Here is a 13,811-nt window from a genome sequence, read left to right as displayed (position 1 = left end):
ATTATAAGGGTGCGCGCGGACCAATGACGCCCGTCACCCCGGATTCGGTTCTCCGTCGAAAAGTACCACGACCTTGACTTCGCCGTAACCGGCAACCTGCAACGGAATAGCCAGATTCTGCCGGATGGCTTCTTTCGCCGCGCCCCGCGCCAGGTTCATCAGCACCGGGTTGCCGGCCTGTTCCACCGCGATCTGTTCGGCCAGCCGGGTGTTGTCGCGCGTCAGCTTGTCCTGCGCGTCGCGCGTGATCCACACTCCTTCGCGCAGGTATTGCGCGCGCGCCTCGTCGAGGTTGGGGCGGCTGACAGTGAGCGGCGGCAGGCGCACCGACAGCGTCTTGTTCGCGGCGTCCCACTTCATCCGGTCGCGCTCCACCTGATCCAGCGCGATCGTATAGTCGACGCGCGCCGGAATCACCGCGACCTGTTTCGATTTCACCAGCCCGAACAGCCGCGCGTCGTCGCTCGATACCACGGGCGCGAGCTGCGCGCTGAACACGGTAAGCTTGTCCTGCTTCTCGAACGCGATCAGCGAGGTGGCGAGCGGATCGCCGATGTCCGCCGGGCGGAACTGCCGCCACGCCAGCCAGGCCGCGATTACCGTGACCACCAGAAACAGCAGCCAGGGCAGGGCGGAAACACGCGCCAGCGCCGGTGCGCGCGGCGAAGATGCAGTCGGGGGCGGAGCGCCGCTTCCGGAAACGGTCGGTCGGTCGGTGGTCAGGAAAGGCTCGTCCATACGTCCCCCGAACGCGCGACACGGCCCTGCCGTTCCAGATCGATCAGATGCGCCAGCACCGAACGGCCGGCGGCGCCGTGCAGCCGCGGGTCGAGCCCCTTGTACATCGCGGCGACCATGCCCTCGATCGTCCTCGGCGCGCTTTCCAGCAGGGTCACGATCTGGCGTTCGCGCTGGCGGCGGTGCCCCAGCATGCCGCGCACGAACTGGCGCGGGTTGGGGATGGCGGGGCCATGCGCGGGATAATAGACCCGGTCTTCGCGGTCGTGCAGCTTCTGCAGGCTGGCCATGTAGGCGGCCATGTCGCCATCGGGCGGCGAGACGACCGAGGTCGACCAGCCCATCACGTGATCGCCGGTGAACAGTGCGCCGCTTTCGCGCAGGGCATAGCACAGGTGGTTGCTGGTGTGCCCTGGCGTAGCGACCGCTTGCAGCGTCCAGCCCGTGCCGGACAGCGTTTCGCCGTCCTCCAGCACCCGGTCGGGGCGATAGGTCGGATCGAAGGCCGCGTCCGCGCGCGGCCCCGTGTCCTCGATCACCAGCGGCGCGCAGCCGATCACCGGCGCGCCGGTCGCGGCGCGCAGGGGATGGGCGGCCGGGCTGTGATCGCGATGGGTGTGCGTGCACAGGATCGCGACAAGACGCGCGTCGCCGATCGCGGACAGAATGGCCTCGACATGGCCATCGCCCTTCGTGTCGGCATGGCCCGCGACACCGGTGCCGTTGGGACCCGGATCGATCACCGCCACCTCATCGCCGGCGCCGACGATGTACGTCCCGGTGCCGGTGAAGGTGTAGGGGGAGGGATTGGGCGCCAGCACGCGCCGCACCAGTGGTTCAAGCGTTTCGGCCACGCCCGTGTTCCACGTGGAACTGTCAGCCAGATCGACGGCCGGATTGGCGGGCGCGCCCTGCTTTTCGGTACTGCTCATCCCCAAGCTATGGGGATTGCCGGACGGGGGCGCAACCTTTCGCGCGGGCGTCAGCCGGCGGTTCCGGCGAACCGTTCGTCCAGGCGTTCCCGCAGGCGGTCGATGACGCTGACGTTCTGCCCGCCCCCATTCCGCCCGTCCTCGCTCCGCCATGCCCGTTCGAGCCGGGTAATCCGCTCGTACAGCCGCTCGCTTTCATGGACCAGCAGGCGCGCGTCGGCGGGGAGCATGTCTAGCGCGGCCGGATCGCTGGCGGGATAGTTGGCGATCAGCCGGCCGTGGCGGCGCAGTTGCAGCTCGGAAAGCTCGCCCGCGAAATAGGCGCGATGGTTGAGCAGCCAGGCCAGGCAATGCATCACGCGCGTGGTCGTGCGCAGCGCCTCGCAGGAAAACTGCACGCGCAGCAACTCGTCCTCGGTGGCCGAGGCATCGTTGCGCAGCCTTTCGAAGCGTTCGCGCAGCACGTCGGCGAGGACGAGGGCCTCGCTGTAGAGCGCTTCGACGATGCGCGGGTGAATGCTGGGCATGAGCGGCATGAAGCCCGCATAATCCGCCGCGCCGGCACTCGCCAACAGGGCCTTGGCGAAGGACCTGTTCAAAGATGGTTCTGTGTCGTTCCGGTACAGGCGCGCGAACGGGAGCGGCACCGCTCCCCCGGCGCAGGGCATTGTTTTTCAGGCTATAATGTCGGGGATCAGGTAGTCTTCGAGAATTGCGATCTGATCGCGCAGCAACAATTTGCGCTTCTTCAGCCGGGCGATCTGCAACTGGTCGCGCACGCCGGCGTTGGTCAGCGCATCGATCGCCGCGTCAAGATCGCGGTGTTCCAGGCGCAACGCTTCCAGCCGCTTGCGCATTTCCTCTTCGGTCACGCCCTAACACTCCGTGGCGCGGCGGGTGGTTCCTTTCCCGCGACGTACGGTCGATCCCGTATTCGCAGCATCCCGGCGCGGATTAACTTGCAAGATACGGGGAATGTGAAAGCATGACAACGCAGCCGCCGCAGAGTCGGCGATTGTATCACCGGCGGGGTGTCCCGCGGGACACGACACAAGCGGGAAACGCCCGCCAGCAGGAAGCCACGTGCGGGGATAGGCCCCGCAAGGAGGACAAACGCATGGAAACGTCGCATATCAGCGCATTGCGGACGAAACACGCCGGTCTGGAACGCCAGATCGAGCAGGAAATGGCCCGTCCGGTGCCTGACGATACCCTCCTGCAGGACCTCAAGAGGCGAAAGTTGCGGATCAAGGAAGAGATCGCGCAAATCCACTGACGCCAAGCGCCGGCCGCCCTCGAAAGGGGCGGCCTTTCGCTTGGAGAAGCGGCAGACGCCCGCTCCCTTTCCCCGTCGCATACGAATTATGCTAAACCGGCGGCGGTCGGCGTTTCCAAACCGGCCGTGCTGCGCTAGGCCATGGCCATGCAGTCCGCCGTTGCCGCCGCCCGCGCTATCCTGACATCGCTTCACGAGGTCATGGCCTCGCGCGCCGGCGCGCAGGCCAAACTCAATCAGGTTGTCGAAGTCATCGGCGAAAGCCTGAACAGCGAGGTCTGTTCGATCTATCTCCTGCGCGAAGGGATGCTCGAACTGTTCGCCACGCGCGGGCTGAACCAGTCGGCCGTCCACGTCACCCGGCTGGCGGTGGGCGAAGGTCTGGTCGGCACGATCGCCGAACGGTCGGAAACGCTGAACCTTGCCGAGGCGGCATCCCATCCGGACTTCGCGTTCCGCCCCGAAACGGGCGAGGAAAAGTTCCATTCCTTCGCCGGCGTGCCGATCGTGCGGCGCGAACGGGCGGTGGGGGTGCTGGGTGTCCAGCACGTCGACCCGCGCCGGTACGAGGAAGTCGAGATCGAGGCCCTGCAGACCGTGGCCATGGTGCTGTCGGAACTGATCGCCAATGCCGAACTGATCGACGAGGAGGAAACGCTGGGCGTGCCCGCGCACCTCACCGGTCCGGAACGGCTCAAGGGGCTGACGCTGGTCAAGGGGCTGGGCGCGGGCATGGCGGTGTTTCACCAGCCGCGCGTCACCATCGAACATATCGTGGCCGAGGATATCGAGGCCGAGCGCCAGCGCGTCTATCTGGCGTTCGACAAGATGCGCGAACAGATCGAGCGCATGGCCCAGCAGGCCGAATTCGGCGTGGGCGGAGAGCACGAGGAAGTGCTCGAGACCTACAAGATGTTCGCCTATGACGAAGGCTGGAGCCGCCGCATCAACGAGGCGATCGATTCCGGCCTGACCGCCGAAGCCGCGATCGAGCGCGTGCAGCAGCGCACGCGGATGCGGATGCGCCAGATCGACGACGGGCTGCTGGCGGACCGGATGCACGATCTGGAGGATCTGTCCAACCGGTTGCTGCGCATCGTGTCCGGCCAGCTGGGCACGGCGGCGTCGCACGGGTTGCGCGGGGACACGATCCTGATCGCGCGCAATCTTGGCCCCGCCGAACTGCTGGAATACGACCGGCGGCGCCTGAAGGGCGTGATCCTGGAGGAAGGCTCGCTCACCGCGCACGTGGTGATCGTGGCGCGGGCGATGGGCGTTCCGGTGATCGGCCGGGTGCGGGGCATGCGCGGCATGGTGCGCGAAGGCGATCCGCTGCTGCTCGATGCCGACCAGGGCGTGATCGACGTGCGGCCCACGCCGGCGATGGTCGAGGCGTTCGAGGGGCGCTTCGCCCGCAACCGCGAGCGCCAGCAGGCCTACGCCGCGATGCGCGATCTGGAGCCGGTGACGCGCGATGGCCGGCGGATCACGGTGATGATCAACGCCGGCCTGCGCGATGACACGCCGATGCTCAGCCTGACCGGGGCCGATGGCATCGGCCTGTTCCGCACCGAATTCCAGTTCCTCGTTTCCGCCACGCTGCCCGCGCGCGAACGGCAGACGCGGCTCTACCGCGATGTGCTGGACGCGGCCGGCGATCGCCCGGTGGTGTTCCGCACGGTCGATATCGGCGGTGACAAGGTGCTGCCCTATCTGCGCCACAACGATGGCGAGAGCGAGGAAAACCCGGCGATGGGCTGGCGCGCGCTGCGCGTCGCGCTGGAGCGGGACGGGCTGCTGAAAGTGCAGGCGCGCGCGCTGCTGGAAGCGGCGGCGGGGCGCACGCTCAACGTCATGTTCCCGATGGTCACCGAACCGTGGGAGTTCGACGCGGCCAAGGCGGTGTTCGATGGCCAGATCGCCTTCCTGCGCCGGCAGAAGAAGGTGGTTCCCGAAGCGGTGCGCTATGGCGCGATGCTGGAAGTGCCGGCGCTGGCCGAATGCCTGGACGTGCTGGCGCCGCGGCTGGCGTTCCTGTCGATCGGCACCAACGATCTCACGCAGTTCCTGTTCGCGGCGGACCGCGCCAATCCCAAGCTGGCCGAACGCTATGACTGGCTGAGCCCGGCGATCCTGCGCTTCCTGCGCCGCGTGGTCACCACCGTCGCGCCGCATGGCACGCTGGTGACCGTGTGCGGCGAAATGGGCGGCCGGCGGCTGGAAGCGCTGGCCCTCCTGGGCCTTGGCATCGACCGGCTCTCGATCACGCCGGCGGCGGTCGGCCCGATCAAGGAACTGGTCCGCCAGATCGATACCAGCGAGATCCGCGCCGCGATGGACGGCTGGCTGGCCGCGCCGCCGCCATCGATGCGCGCCGCGCTGCAGGAATGGGCCGCCGCGCGGGGAATCGATTGCGAATAGAACTGGACCGGAGGGATTCGTCTCCAGAACCGCCGCAATGTGGCGCAAAACCGTTGACTTTCGCGCAATTGCAACGAAGCCCTGCGCATTGGGATAACCCTGCATAAATTTGGGAGTCGCACCGTGGCCGAAGCCGACGGTAACGAATTTGTCGCCACGGATGCCGAAGCGAATGCCGCCTCCTCGAGGGCGGGGGAAACCGTGCCCGGCGGCATGGCTGGCAATTTGCCTGGCAACATGGCTGTCGGCGCTCGGCTGCGCGCGGCGCGCGAGGCCGCCGGGCTGAGCGTCGCCGATCTTTCCACGCGCACGCGGATTACCACGCGCCATATCGAATCGCTGGAAGCCGGCGATTACGCGGCCCTGTCCGGCCGTCCCTATGCCCTGGGATTCGCGCGCAGCTACGCCCGCGCCGTGGGGCTGGACGACAAGACGATCCTGGCCGACCTGCGCGCCGAACTGGACCGGCAGGAACCGGCGGCTCCCCGCGCGAAATTCACCAGTTCGAGGTGGGCGATCCGGCCAAGACTCCGTCGCGCCTGCTGAGCTGGCTGGCCGGCGTTCTGGTGCTGATCGTGATCGCGCTGGGGCTGGTGTTCTGGCGCAGTTCGTACTGGCCCGCGGCGGAACTGCCGCCGCTGGTCGGGCCGTCTCCCGAAGCTTCGGCGGTTGCGCCGGCGCCGACCGCCCCGGCGGCGGCCGCGCCCGCGGCCTCCGGGCCGGTCGTGTTCACCGCGCTGGACGATGGCATCTGGGTCAAGTTCTACGATGGTGCGGGCGTGCAGCTTCTGCAGAAGCAGCTGGCCAAGGGCGAAAGCTGGACCATTCCTGCCGGAGTGCAGGAACCCAGACTGTGGACCGCGCGGCCCGACGCGCTGGCGATTACGGTGGGCGGGAAACCGGTGCCCCGCATCGCCGATACGCAACGCATCGTGAAGGACGTGCCGGTTTCCGCCGCCGCGCTGCTGGCCCGCGCCGCGTCGCCGCCGCCGGCCGCGCAACAGGCCCAGCCCCCAGCATCGCCGCCGCGCCCTGCGGCGGGCAATGGCCGGGCGGAGCGCGCGGCGCCCGCCGCGATCGTGCCGGCCGAAACGCCGGCCGCCGCTGCCGCGTCTCCGGCGGCGTTACCCACCCCTTGATTGCGCGGACCCGCTCGACTTCGAGAGCGGCCTGAGGCAACACGCGATAACGGCGGGCCGCGTTCTGGCGGCGTGACGCCATCCGCAGGGGGTTGTTGCGCGTGACGCGCGCGTTTTCCCGGCATGTGGCCGGGCGGACAGACGGGAGTGACGATGAAGACGAAGATCCGCAGCCGTGGTTCGCTGGTGGCGCTGGCCTTGCTCGCGATGGCCACCGTGGCGCCAAGCCTCGCCGTCGCGCAGGCGCAGGAAACCGTCGAGAACCGCCTGAAGCGCGTCGAGACGGAATTGCGCGCGGTGCAGCGCAAGGTGTTCCCCGATGGCGCGGGCAAGACCTTCGCGCCTGAAATCACCGCCGCCACCACGCCCGCCCCCGCTGCCGTCGGCACGCCCGCCGCCGGCGCGGTGACGGACCTGCTCAGCCGTATGGACGCGGTGGAGCAGCAGTTGCAGCGCCTGACCGCCCAGACCGAGGAAAACCAGAACCGGATGGGCAAGCTGGAAGCGCGCCTGACCGCGCTGGAGCCGGCCCCCGCACCCAGCCCGGCACCGGAAGCGGCCGCGTCGACGCCGGCAACGCCGGCAGGCGCGGTTACCCTCCCGCCGGTGACGACAAAGCCCGCCGCCAAGCCGGCCGCCACGCCCGCTCCTGCGGCCACCCCGACGCAGGCGACTCCGTCGGCCGATCGCGTCGCGGCGGTACGGGCGATCGAAAAGCCCAAGTCCAACGATGCGGGCGAGGACGAATACCTTTACGGCTATCGCCTGTGGGAAGCGAAGTTCTATCCGGAAGCGGCGCAGCAGCTGCAGAAGGTGGTGGACCAGTATCCGCGTCACAAGCGGATCAGCTATGCCCGCAATCTGCTCGGCCGCGCGTGGCTGGACGATGGCAAGCCGGGCACGGCGGCGCAGTTCTTCCTGCAGAACTACCTGGCCGACAAGAAGGGCGATCGCGCGTCTGACAGCCTGCTCTACCTGGGCGTGGCGATGACGCGGATCAAGGATACCAAGCGGGCCTGCGGCGCGTTCCAGGAATTCCGCGCGACCTATCCGCAGGATGTCGAAGGCCGGCTCAAGACGCAGTACGAGGCCGCCACGCGGGGGGTGAAGTGCGATTGACGCGGCGCTGACCCGCTTTTCGGGCGTCTGGGAGCGGCTCTGGCCCGAAGCGACGCCCGTCGGGCTCGCGGTTTCGGGCGGGCCGGACAGTGTTGCCCTGATGCTGCTGGCCAGCGCGGTGCTGCCGGGGCGTTTCGCGGTCGCCACCGTCGATCACGGCCTGCGCGCCGAAAGCGCGGGCGAAGCCGGGATGGTCGCACGGCTGTGCCGGGAACGCGGCGTCGCCCATCGCACGATCACCCTGGCGCTGCCAGGCGGCGCGGGGGTGCAGGCGCGGGCGCGGACGGCGCGCTATGCCGCGCTGGGGGGCTGGCTGCGGGCCGAGGGGCTGGGCGCGCTGGTCACCGCGCACCACGCCGACGATCAGGCCGAAACCTTCGTCATGCGGCTGAACCGGGGGGCGGGCGTGCGCGGCCTGGCCGGGATGCGCGCGCGCGCCGCGGTGCCGGGCCATCCGGACGTGCCCCTGCTGCGGCCCCTGCTCGGCTGGCGCCGGGCGGAGCTTGCCACGCTGGTCGCTGCCGCCGGAATCACGCCCGCCGATGATCCCTCGAACCGCGACCCCCGCTTCGAACGGGTGCGCGTGCGCGCTGCCCTGGCCTCGGGCGGCGGGCTGGACATCGACGGGCTGATCGACAGCATGGCGCATCTGGCTGATGCCGACGCCGCGATCGAATGGATGGCGGAGCGCGCCTTCGCCACCGCGCGGCGGGATGCGGACGGTCTGGTCTTGGCGATGGCGGTCCCGCGCGCGGTGGCCCTGCGCGTGCTGGAACGGATCGTCGCGGAACTGGGCGCGGGGCAGCCGCGCGGACCGGAACTGGCGCGCTGGCACGATGCGCTGGAAGCAGGGGGAATCGCCACGCTGGCCGGCGTGCGCGGTGAAGGCCGGGGCGTGGAGTGGCGCTTCACCCGCGCCGCGCCCCATCGCGGCGGGGATAAATGACTCTCCCGCAAGGAGAATTGCCTTTCCGATGCGTCGGAGAGTAATCTGCGTCACAGCATCGGCTGGTCTGCTTCGTCCATGAACCGGCCATGTTGCGATTTCCGATTCGGGGGCCTTCGATGAACAAGCTTATTCCGTCCGTTGTCCTGCTGTCGTTGCTGACAACGCCCGCCTACGCCGAGCCGAAGCAGGCCAAGCCGTCCAATGCCGAGCAGCTTCAGCGGCAGGCGGCGAACGACGTGCCGCATTGCGCGCGCAAGCTGGGCACGATCTCGATCGTCGATGGCGATGATCCCTATGGCTGGACGCAGTACAACCTGGCGCCGCCGCAGAAGCTGCTGAAAGTGATCGTGCAGCGTTCGGGCTGCTTCAACCTGGTCGATCGCGGCACCGGGTTGAGCGCGGCGCAGCGCGAGCGCGACATCGGCGCCAACCTGGGCCACCAGCGCGGATCGAACGTCGGCCAGAACCAGATCCGCGCGGCGGATTACGTGCTGGTCGCCGAAGTGCAGGGCGCCAACCGCAATTCGCAGGGCAGCGGCGCGGCAGGCGCGGTCGGCGGCCTGTTCGGCGGAGCGGTCGGCGGCTTGCTGGGCGGCATCAAGAGCCGGAAGCTGGAAGCCAATACGGTGCTGTCGGTCACCAATGTCCGCACCACCGAAACCATCGCCACGGTCGAAGGCTATGCGGCCAAGAACGACATCAGCTTCGGCGCCGGCGGTGGCTTCTTCGGCGGCGTGGGCGCGGGCGTGGTCGGCGGCGGGTACGACAACACCGACATCGGCCGGATCGTCACGCTGGCGTTCATCGATGCCTACAGCAAGCTGGTGACCGAACTGGGCGGCGTCCAGGCCGGGTCAGCGGGAACGGCCGAGGCCGCGCCGACGCGCAGCTTCACCGCGTTTGCTCCGGTCACGATGCGGCGCACGCCGGCGGCGGCGGGCGCGGTCGTCCGCACGCTTCCCCCCGGCTCGATCGTGTTCCCCACCGGCAACAAGCAGGGCCTGTGGTGGGAAGTGGCCGACGAGAACGACAACGTGGGCTGGGTGCTGAACACCAAGCTGCAGCCTTCGCAGTAAGCCGGGCGACGAAGGGCGGGCAGGCGACTACCGGAAATTCGGACCTTCGGTTATATTGCTATTCACCCTCGCGCTCCTACATTGACGGGAGCGCAGGCGGGACGAGTCCGCCCATTCGAAGGCATTGCGATGAACGACGACCAGCCGCAGGGTAATCCGTGGATCAAGAGCCTCCTTGTCTGGGGCGGCATTTTCCTGGCGCTCCTGCTGGTGGTGTCGATGTTCGGCGCGCGGACCGACAGCGGCGGCACGCTGATCCGCTATTCCGATTTCCGCGCGCGTGTGGCCGAAGGCGCGGTGCGCGAGGTGCAGATCGGGCAGGACCGCATCACCGGTACGCTCAAGAACGACCAGCAGTTCGCGACCATCCCGGTTCCGGGCGACAACGACCTGCCCAAGCTGCTGCAGGAAAACGGCGTGCAATACGCCGGCAAGGCGCAGGAAGAACCCAACCTGCTGCTCTATATCCTGGCCCAGTCGCTGCCGTTCCTGCTGATCCTGGGCGTGGCGTTCTTCGCGCTGCGCCAGGTGCAGAAGGGCGGCGGATCGGGCGCGATGGGCTTCGGCAAGTCCAAGGCTAAGATGCTGACCGAGCGTTCGGGCCGAGTCACCTTTGATGACGTGGCCGGCATCGACGAGGCGCGCGAGGAACTGCAGGAAATCGTCGAATTCCTGCGCGACCCCAGCCGCTTTTCCAAGCTCGGTGGCCAGATTCCCAAGGGCGCGCTGCTGGTCGGCTCGCCCGGCACCGGCAAGACCCTGCTGGCGCGCGCGATCGCGGGCGAGGCGGGCGTGCCGTTCTTCACCATTTCCGGTTCGGACTTCGTCGAGATGTTCGTCGGCGTCGGCGCCAGCCGCGTGCGCGACATGTTCGAACAGGCCAAGAAGAACGCGCCGTGCATCGTCTTCATCGACGAAATCGACGCCGTCGGCCGCCATCGCGGCCATGGCCTCGGCAATTCGAACGACGAGCGCGAACAGACGCTGAACCAGCTTCTGGTCGAGATGGACGGGTTCGAGGCCAACGAGGGCATCATCATCATCGCTGCCACCAACCGGCCCGACGTGCTCGATCCGGCGCTGCTGCGCCCCGGCCGTTTCGACCGGCAGGTTGTGGTGCCGATCCCCGATATCGAAGGCCGCGAGAAGATTCTCTCGGTTCACATGAAGAAGGTGCCGCTGGCGCCCGACGTCAACGCCCGCGTGATCGCGCGCGGCACGCCCGGTTTCTCGGGCGCGGACCTCGCCAACCTCGTCAACGAGGCGGCGTTGCTGGCCGCGCGGCGCAACAAGCGCCTGGTCGCCATGCAGGAATTCGAGGACGCCAAGGACAAGGTCATGATGGGCGCCGAGCGCCGCAGCATGGTCATGACCGACGACGAGAAGAAGATGACCGCCTATCACGAGGCCGGCCACGCCATCGTCTCGGTCAACGAGCCGGCCAGCGACCCGATCCACAAGGCCACGATCATCCCGCGCGGCCGTGCGCTGGGCATGGTCATGCGCCTGCCCGAGCGCGATTCGTACTCGTACCACCGCGACAAGATGCACGCGAACCTCTCGGTCTCGATGGGCGGCCGCGTGGCCGAGGAGATCATCTTCGGCTACGACAAGGTCTCCTCGGGTGCCTCTTCGGACATCCAGTACGCCACGTCGCTGGCGCGCAGCATGGTCACCAAGTGGGGCATGTCGGACAAGCTGGGACCGCTGCAATACGAAGACAGCCAGGAAGGCTATCTCGGCATGGGCGGCACGCAGCGCACGATGATGTCGGACGAGACCAACAAGCTGATCGACAGCGAAATTCGCGGTCTGGTCGATGGCGCACATGCCCGCGCGGTCGATATTCTCAAGACCAATGAGGAAAAGCTCCACCTGCTCGCCAACGCGCTGCTCGAATACGAGACGCTGACCGGCGACGAGATCAAGGTGCTGCTCGAAACGGGCAAGATCGACCGGCCCGATGCGCCCGCCGGCAGCTATCGCCCGGTCGCCTCGCAAGGGTCGGCCGTGCCGCGCGCGGGCCGCCGCTTCTCGGGCGGCGGTGCGGGGGCGCAGCCGCAGGGGGCGTGAAGGCGGATACGCCGTCCCGTTCTCGCGGCCTTGGGTCCGACGACCGGCCCTCCGTTCGTCCTGAGCCTGTCGAAGGACGCGCGCGGCGCTTGCCCGGCGCACGGTAAACCGCGTCAAGATCGAACCGTATCGCGCGTCCTTCGACAAGCTCAGGATGAGCGGGATCTGCTCAATCCAGTCCTTCCCTTCCCATGGTGAGGCCCGTTCCATGACCCAGACCACCCAAGCGATCGTGATCCGCGCCTATGGCGGCCCCGAGGCCCTGGTGCTGGAGGAGGTGCCGCTGCCGGCCCCCGGTCCGGGCGAACTGCTTGTCCGGCAGACCGCCGCCGGCGTGAACTTCCACGATATCTACGTCCGTTCGGGATCGTACCGCACGCTGGCGCTGCCCGGCGTTCCGGGGCTGGAAGGCGTGGGCGTGGTCGAGGCCCTGGGCGAGGGAGTGACTGGTTTCGCGCCTGGCGACCGCGTGGCCTATATCGAGCGCAAGTATGGCGGCTATGCCCGCGCCCGCGTGGTCGATGCCGCGCTGGCGGTGCCCGTGCCCGATGGCGTGGACGATGCCGTGGCGGCGGCGTGGTATCTCAAAGGGCTGACCGCGCAGGCGCTGGTCGCCGATGTCCATCCCGTATCTGCCGGGGCGAACGTGCTGGTGCAGGCGGCGGGCGGCGGCGTGGGCCAGCTGGTCGCGCGCATGGCGAAGTTGCGCGGCGCAACTGTGATCGGCACCGCTGGTTCGCCGGAGAAAGTCGCGCTGGCAGAGGCCGCCGGCTGCGATGCGGTGATCCGCTATCGCGAGGAAGACGTGGTCGCCCGCGTGATGGAGCTGACCGGCGGTGCGGGCGTGGAAGTGGCCTATGACGCGGTGGGCAAGGATACGTTCGACGGATCGCTGGCGGTGCTGGCGACGCGCGGGCACCTGGTCAATTACGGGCAGGCCTCGGGCACTATCCCGCCGCTCGACATTTCCCGGCTTGGCGCGAAATCGCTCTCGCTGACGCGGCCGTTCCTCTGGGCCTATGTCGGCACGCGCGAGAAGCTGGTCGCGGCATCGGCCGCGCTGTTCGATGCCATGGCTTCGGGCGCGCTGCCGCTGGCGATCGGCGGGCGCTTCCCGCTGGCGCGCGCCGCCGATGCCCATGCCGCGCTGGAAGCGCGCGGGATCGGGCCTTACGTGCTGGATTGCTGACGCCGCGCTGCGGAAAGGCTCAGGCGCCGGTTTCGGCCAGAACGAACAGGGCGAACAGCGCCAGCGCGGCAAAGGCGACGATGCCGAGCGCCAGCGTGCGCCACAGCGCGCCGAACCGCGAAACGCCATAGGCTCCGCGCACCTGCCGGTAGAGGTGGAGCGGCGGCACCAGTAGCGCCACGATTGCCAGCCCCGGCAGATGCGCCAGACTGGCCAGCATCAGCACCGTGGCCAGAATGGTCATGAAACTGATCGAATAAGTCACGAACACGGTGTGATCGTACAGATGGAAGCGCCGGCTGAATGGAAACAGCAGCCACACGAACGGCACCGAGATCGGGATCAGCAGCCAGCTGTACTTGTAGGCGTACGTCTGCACCTTATAGAGCGCGAGGCCGGGGTTGGCCTTGAACTTCTGCAGAGCGTGATCGATCACCGGCACGTCGCTGGAAACGGAGTTGATCTCGCCGTTGCCGACGACCTGCGCCTTGCCGTCGGCGTCGATCTTCGTCTGTGGCGTGATTTCTCCGGCGGTCTGCTTCATCACAGCGAACATCAGGAACACGGCGAACAGGAACAGCGCCAGCGGGGAGACGAAGCGCGCGCGCTCGCCCGCGACATAGCGGCGGGTGAGATCGCCTGGCCGCCACGCCAGCATCGGCAGCGTGCGCCAGATCCTGCCCTCGAAATGAAACACGCCGTGCAGCAGATCGTGAAAGAACGCGCCCAGCGTGCGGTGGACGTGCGCCGCCTGCCCGCAGGCGTGGCAATGGCTGCCGACCAGCGTCGTTCCGCAGTTCAGGCACGCGGTTTCGTGGGTATGGCCATCGTCCGCCGCGCTTGCCGGCACTTTCTCGTTCATGCTGCCCCCGTCGTTGCGTGAAGGAATAGCCAAGTCC

Annotated in this window: 14 protein-coding genes; 9 read left to right on the top strand and 5 right to left on the bottom strand. The window is 68.2% G+C overall.

Annotated features, from left to right (window positions below):
- Positions 1-33: 33 nt before the first annotated feature.
- The 4 genes from F1640_RS09940 to F1640_RS09925 all read right to left on the bottom strand — a co-directional run bounded on the left by F1640_RS09940 (position 34) and on the right by F1640_RS09925 (position 2,542).
- Complete coding sequence (locus F1640_RS09940; RefSeq protein WP_194918987.1) at positions 34-738, bottom strand: DUF4230 domain-containing protein; 705 nt, start codon at positions 736-738, stop codon at positions 34-36.
- On the bottom strand, positions 720-1,670 hold the full coding sequence (locus F1640_RS09935) for an MBL fold metallo-hydrolase (RefSeq protein WP_194918985.1): 951 nt from the start codon (positions 1,668-1,670) through the stop codon (positions 720-722). Before F1640_RS09935 ends, F1640_RS09940 begins: the two co-directional genes overlap by 19 nt.
- Positions 1,671-1,720: 50 nt before the next feature.
- The gene (locus F1640_RS09930) at positions 1,721-2,269 is read right to left on the bottom strand and encodes a DUF1465 family protein (RefSeq protein WP_233497406.1); all 549 of its coding nucleotides are present in this window, start codon (positions 2,267-2,269) and stop codon (positions 1,721-1,723) included.
- A 75-nt stretch (positions 2,270-2,344) separates the two neighbouring features.
- Positions 2,345-2,542: a YdcH family protein gene (locus F1640_RS09925; RefSeq protein WP_124810340.1), complete on the bottom strand. Its 198-nt coding sequence runs from the start codon at positions 2,540-2,542 to the stop codon at positions 2,345-2,347.
- A gap of 245 nt (positions 2,543-2,787) precedes the next feature.
- Here F1640_RS09925 and F1640_RS09920 point away from each other — a divergent pair, with 245 nt between their 5' ends.
- The 9 genes from F1640_RS09920 (at position 2,788) to F1640_RS09885 (ending at position 12,912) form a co-directional block, all read left to right on the top strand.
- Complete coding sequence (locus F1640_RS09920) at positions 2,788-2,946, top strand: YdcH family protein (RefSeq protein WP_124810339.1); 159 nt, start codon at positions 2,788-2,790, stop codon at positions 2,944-2,946.
- Between the two features lie 141 nt (positions 2,947-3,087).
- Positions 3,088-5,367, top strand: a complete 2,280-nt coding sequence (gene ptsP, locus F1640_RS09915; RefSeq protein ID WP_194918983.1) for a phosphoenolpyruvate--protein phosphotransferase — start codon at positions 3,088-3,090, stop codon at positions 5,365-5,367.
- Between the two features lie 123 nt (positions 5,368-5,490).
- Positions 5,491-5,913, top strand: coding sequence for a helix-turn-helix transcriptional regulator (locus F1640_RS25225; protein ID WP_309229240.1), 423 nt, complete (start codon positions 5,491-5,493; stop codon positions 5,911-5,913).
- Positions 5,877-6,506 carry a DUF4115 domain-containing protein gene (locus F1640_RS25795; RefSeq protein WP_309229239.1) on the top strand — a complete coding sequence of 210 codons (630 nt, stop codon included), beginning with the start codon at positions 5,877-5,879 and terminating at the stop codon, positions 6,504-6,506. Before F1640_RS25225 ends, F1640_RS25795 begins: the two co-directional genes overlap by 37 nt.
- Positions 6,507-6,659: 153 nt before the next feature.
- The gene (locus F1640_RS09905) at positions 6,660-7,625 is read left to right on the top strand and encodes a tol-pal system YbgF family protein (protein ID WP_255530334.1); all 966 of its coding nucleotides are present in this window, start codon (positions 6,660-6,662) and stop codon (positions 7,623-7,625) included.
- Positions 7,621-8,571 (top strand): tRNA lysidine(34) synthetase TilS, encoded by a 951-nt coding sequence (tilS, locus tag F1640_RS09900; RefSeq protein ID WP_194921331.1) that lies wholly within the window; start codon positions 7,621-7,623, stop codon positions 8,569-8,571. Before F1640_RS09905 ends, tilS begins: the two co-directional genes overlap by 5 nt.
- Before the next feature lie 119 nt (positions 8,572-8,690).
- Positions 8,691-9,650 (top strand): SH3 domain-containing protein, encoded by a 960-nt coding sequence (locus tag F1640_RS09895; RefSeq protein ID WP_124809834.1) that lies wholly within the window; start codon positions 8,691-8,693, stop codon positions 9,648-9,650.
- A gap of 129 nt (positions 9,651-9,779) precedes the next feature.
- On the top strand, positions 9,780-11,723 hold the full coding sequence (ftsH, locus tag F1640_RS09890) for an ATP-dependent zinc metalloprotease FtsH (RefSeq protein ID WP_194918980.1): 1,944 nt from the start codon (positions 9,780-9,782) through the stop codon (positions 11,721-11,723).
- Positions 11,724-11,931: 208 nt separating this feature from the next.
- Positions 11,932-12,912, top strand: coding sequence for a quinone oxidoreductase (locus tag F1640_RS09885; RefSeq protein WP_194918978.1), 981 nt, complete (start codon positions 11,932-11,934; stop codon positions 12,910-12,912).
- A gap of 19 nt (positions 12,913-12,931) precedes the next feature.
- Here the strand turns inward: F1640_RS09885 and F1640_RS09880 are convergent, their stop codons facing one another.
- The gene (locus F1640_RS09880; RefSeq protein WP_125954228.1) at positions 12,932-13,774 is read right to left on the bottom strand and encodes a DUF3667 domain-containing protein; all 843 of its coding nucleotides are present in this window, start codon (positions 13,772-13,774) and stop codon (positions 12,932-12,934) included.
- Between the last annotated feature and the right edge of the window lie 37 nt (positions 13,775-13,811).

The sequence above is a fragment of the Novosphingobium sp. NBM11 genome (assembly GCF_015390225.1).
Classification (GTDB): Bacteria; Pseudomonadota; Alphaproteobacteria; order Sphingomonadales; family Sphingomonadaceae; genus Novosphingobium.
This window is presented reverse-complemented; position numbering and strand designations above follow the sequence as displayed.

Excerpts from the sequence above, each read along its gene's own strand:
- ftsH (WP_194918980.1), top strand. The coding sequence starts at position 9,780 with ATGAACGACGACCAGCCGCAGGGTAATCCGTGGATCAAGAGCCTCCTT.
- F1640_RS09940 (WP_194918987.1), bottom strand. The coding sequence starts at position 738 with ATGGACGAGCCTTTCCTGACCACCGACCGACCGACCGTTTCCGGAAGC.
- ptsP (WP_194918983.1), top strand. The coding sequence starts at position 3,088 with ATGGCCATGCAGTCCGCCGTTGCCGCCGCCCGCGCTATCCTGACATCG.
- F1640_RS09885 (WP_194918978.1), top strand. The coding sequence starts at position 11,932 with ATGACCCAGACCACCCAAGCGATCGTGATCCGCGCCTATGGCGGCCCC.
- F1640_RS09905 (WP_255530334.1), top strand. The coding sequence starts at position 6,660 with ATGAAGACGAAGATCCGCAGCCGTGGTTCGCTGGTGGCGCTGGCCTTG.
- F1640_RS09880 (WP_125954228.1), bottom strand. The coding sequence starts at position 13,774 with ATGAACGAGAAAGTGCCGGCAAGCGCGGCGGACGATGGCCATACCCAC.
- F1640_RS09935 (WP_194918985.1), bottom strand. The coding sequence starts at position 1,670 with ATGAGCAGTACCGAAAAGCAGGGCGCGCCCGCCAATCCGGCCGTCGAT.
- F1640_RS09920 (WP_124810339.1), top strand. The coding sequence starts at position 2,788 with ATGGAAACGTCGCATATCAGCGCATTGCGGACGAAACACGCCGGTCTG.
- F1640_RS09895 (WP_124809834.1), top strand. The coding sequence starts at position 8,691 with ATGAACAAGCTTATTCCGTCCGTTGTCCTGCTGTCGTTGCTGACAACG.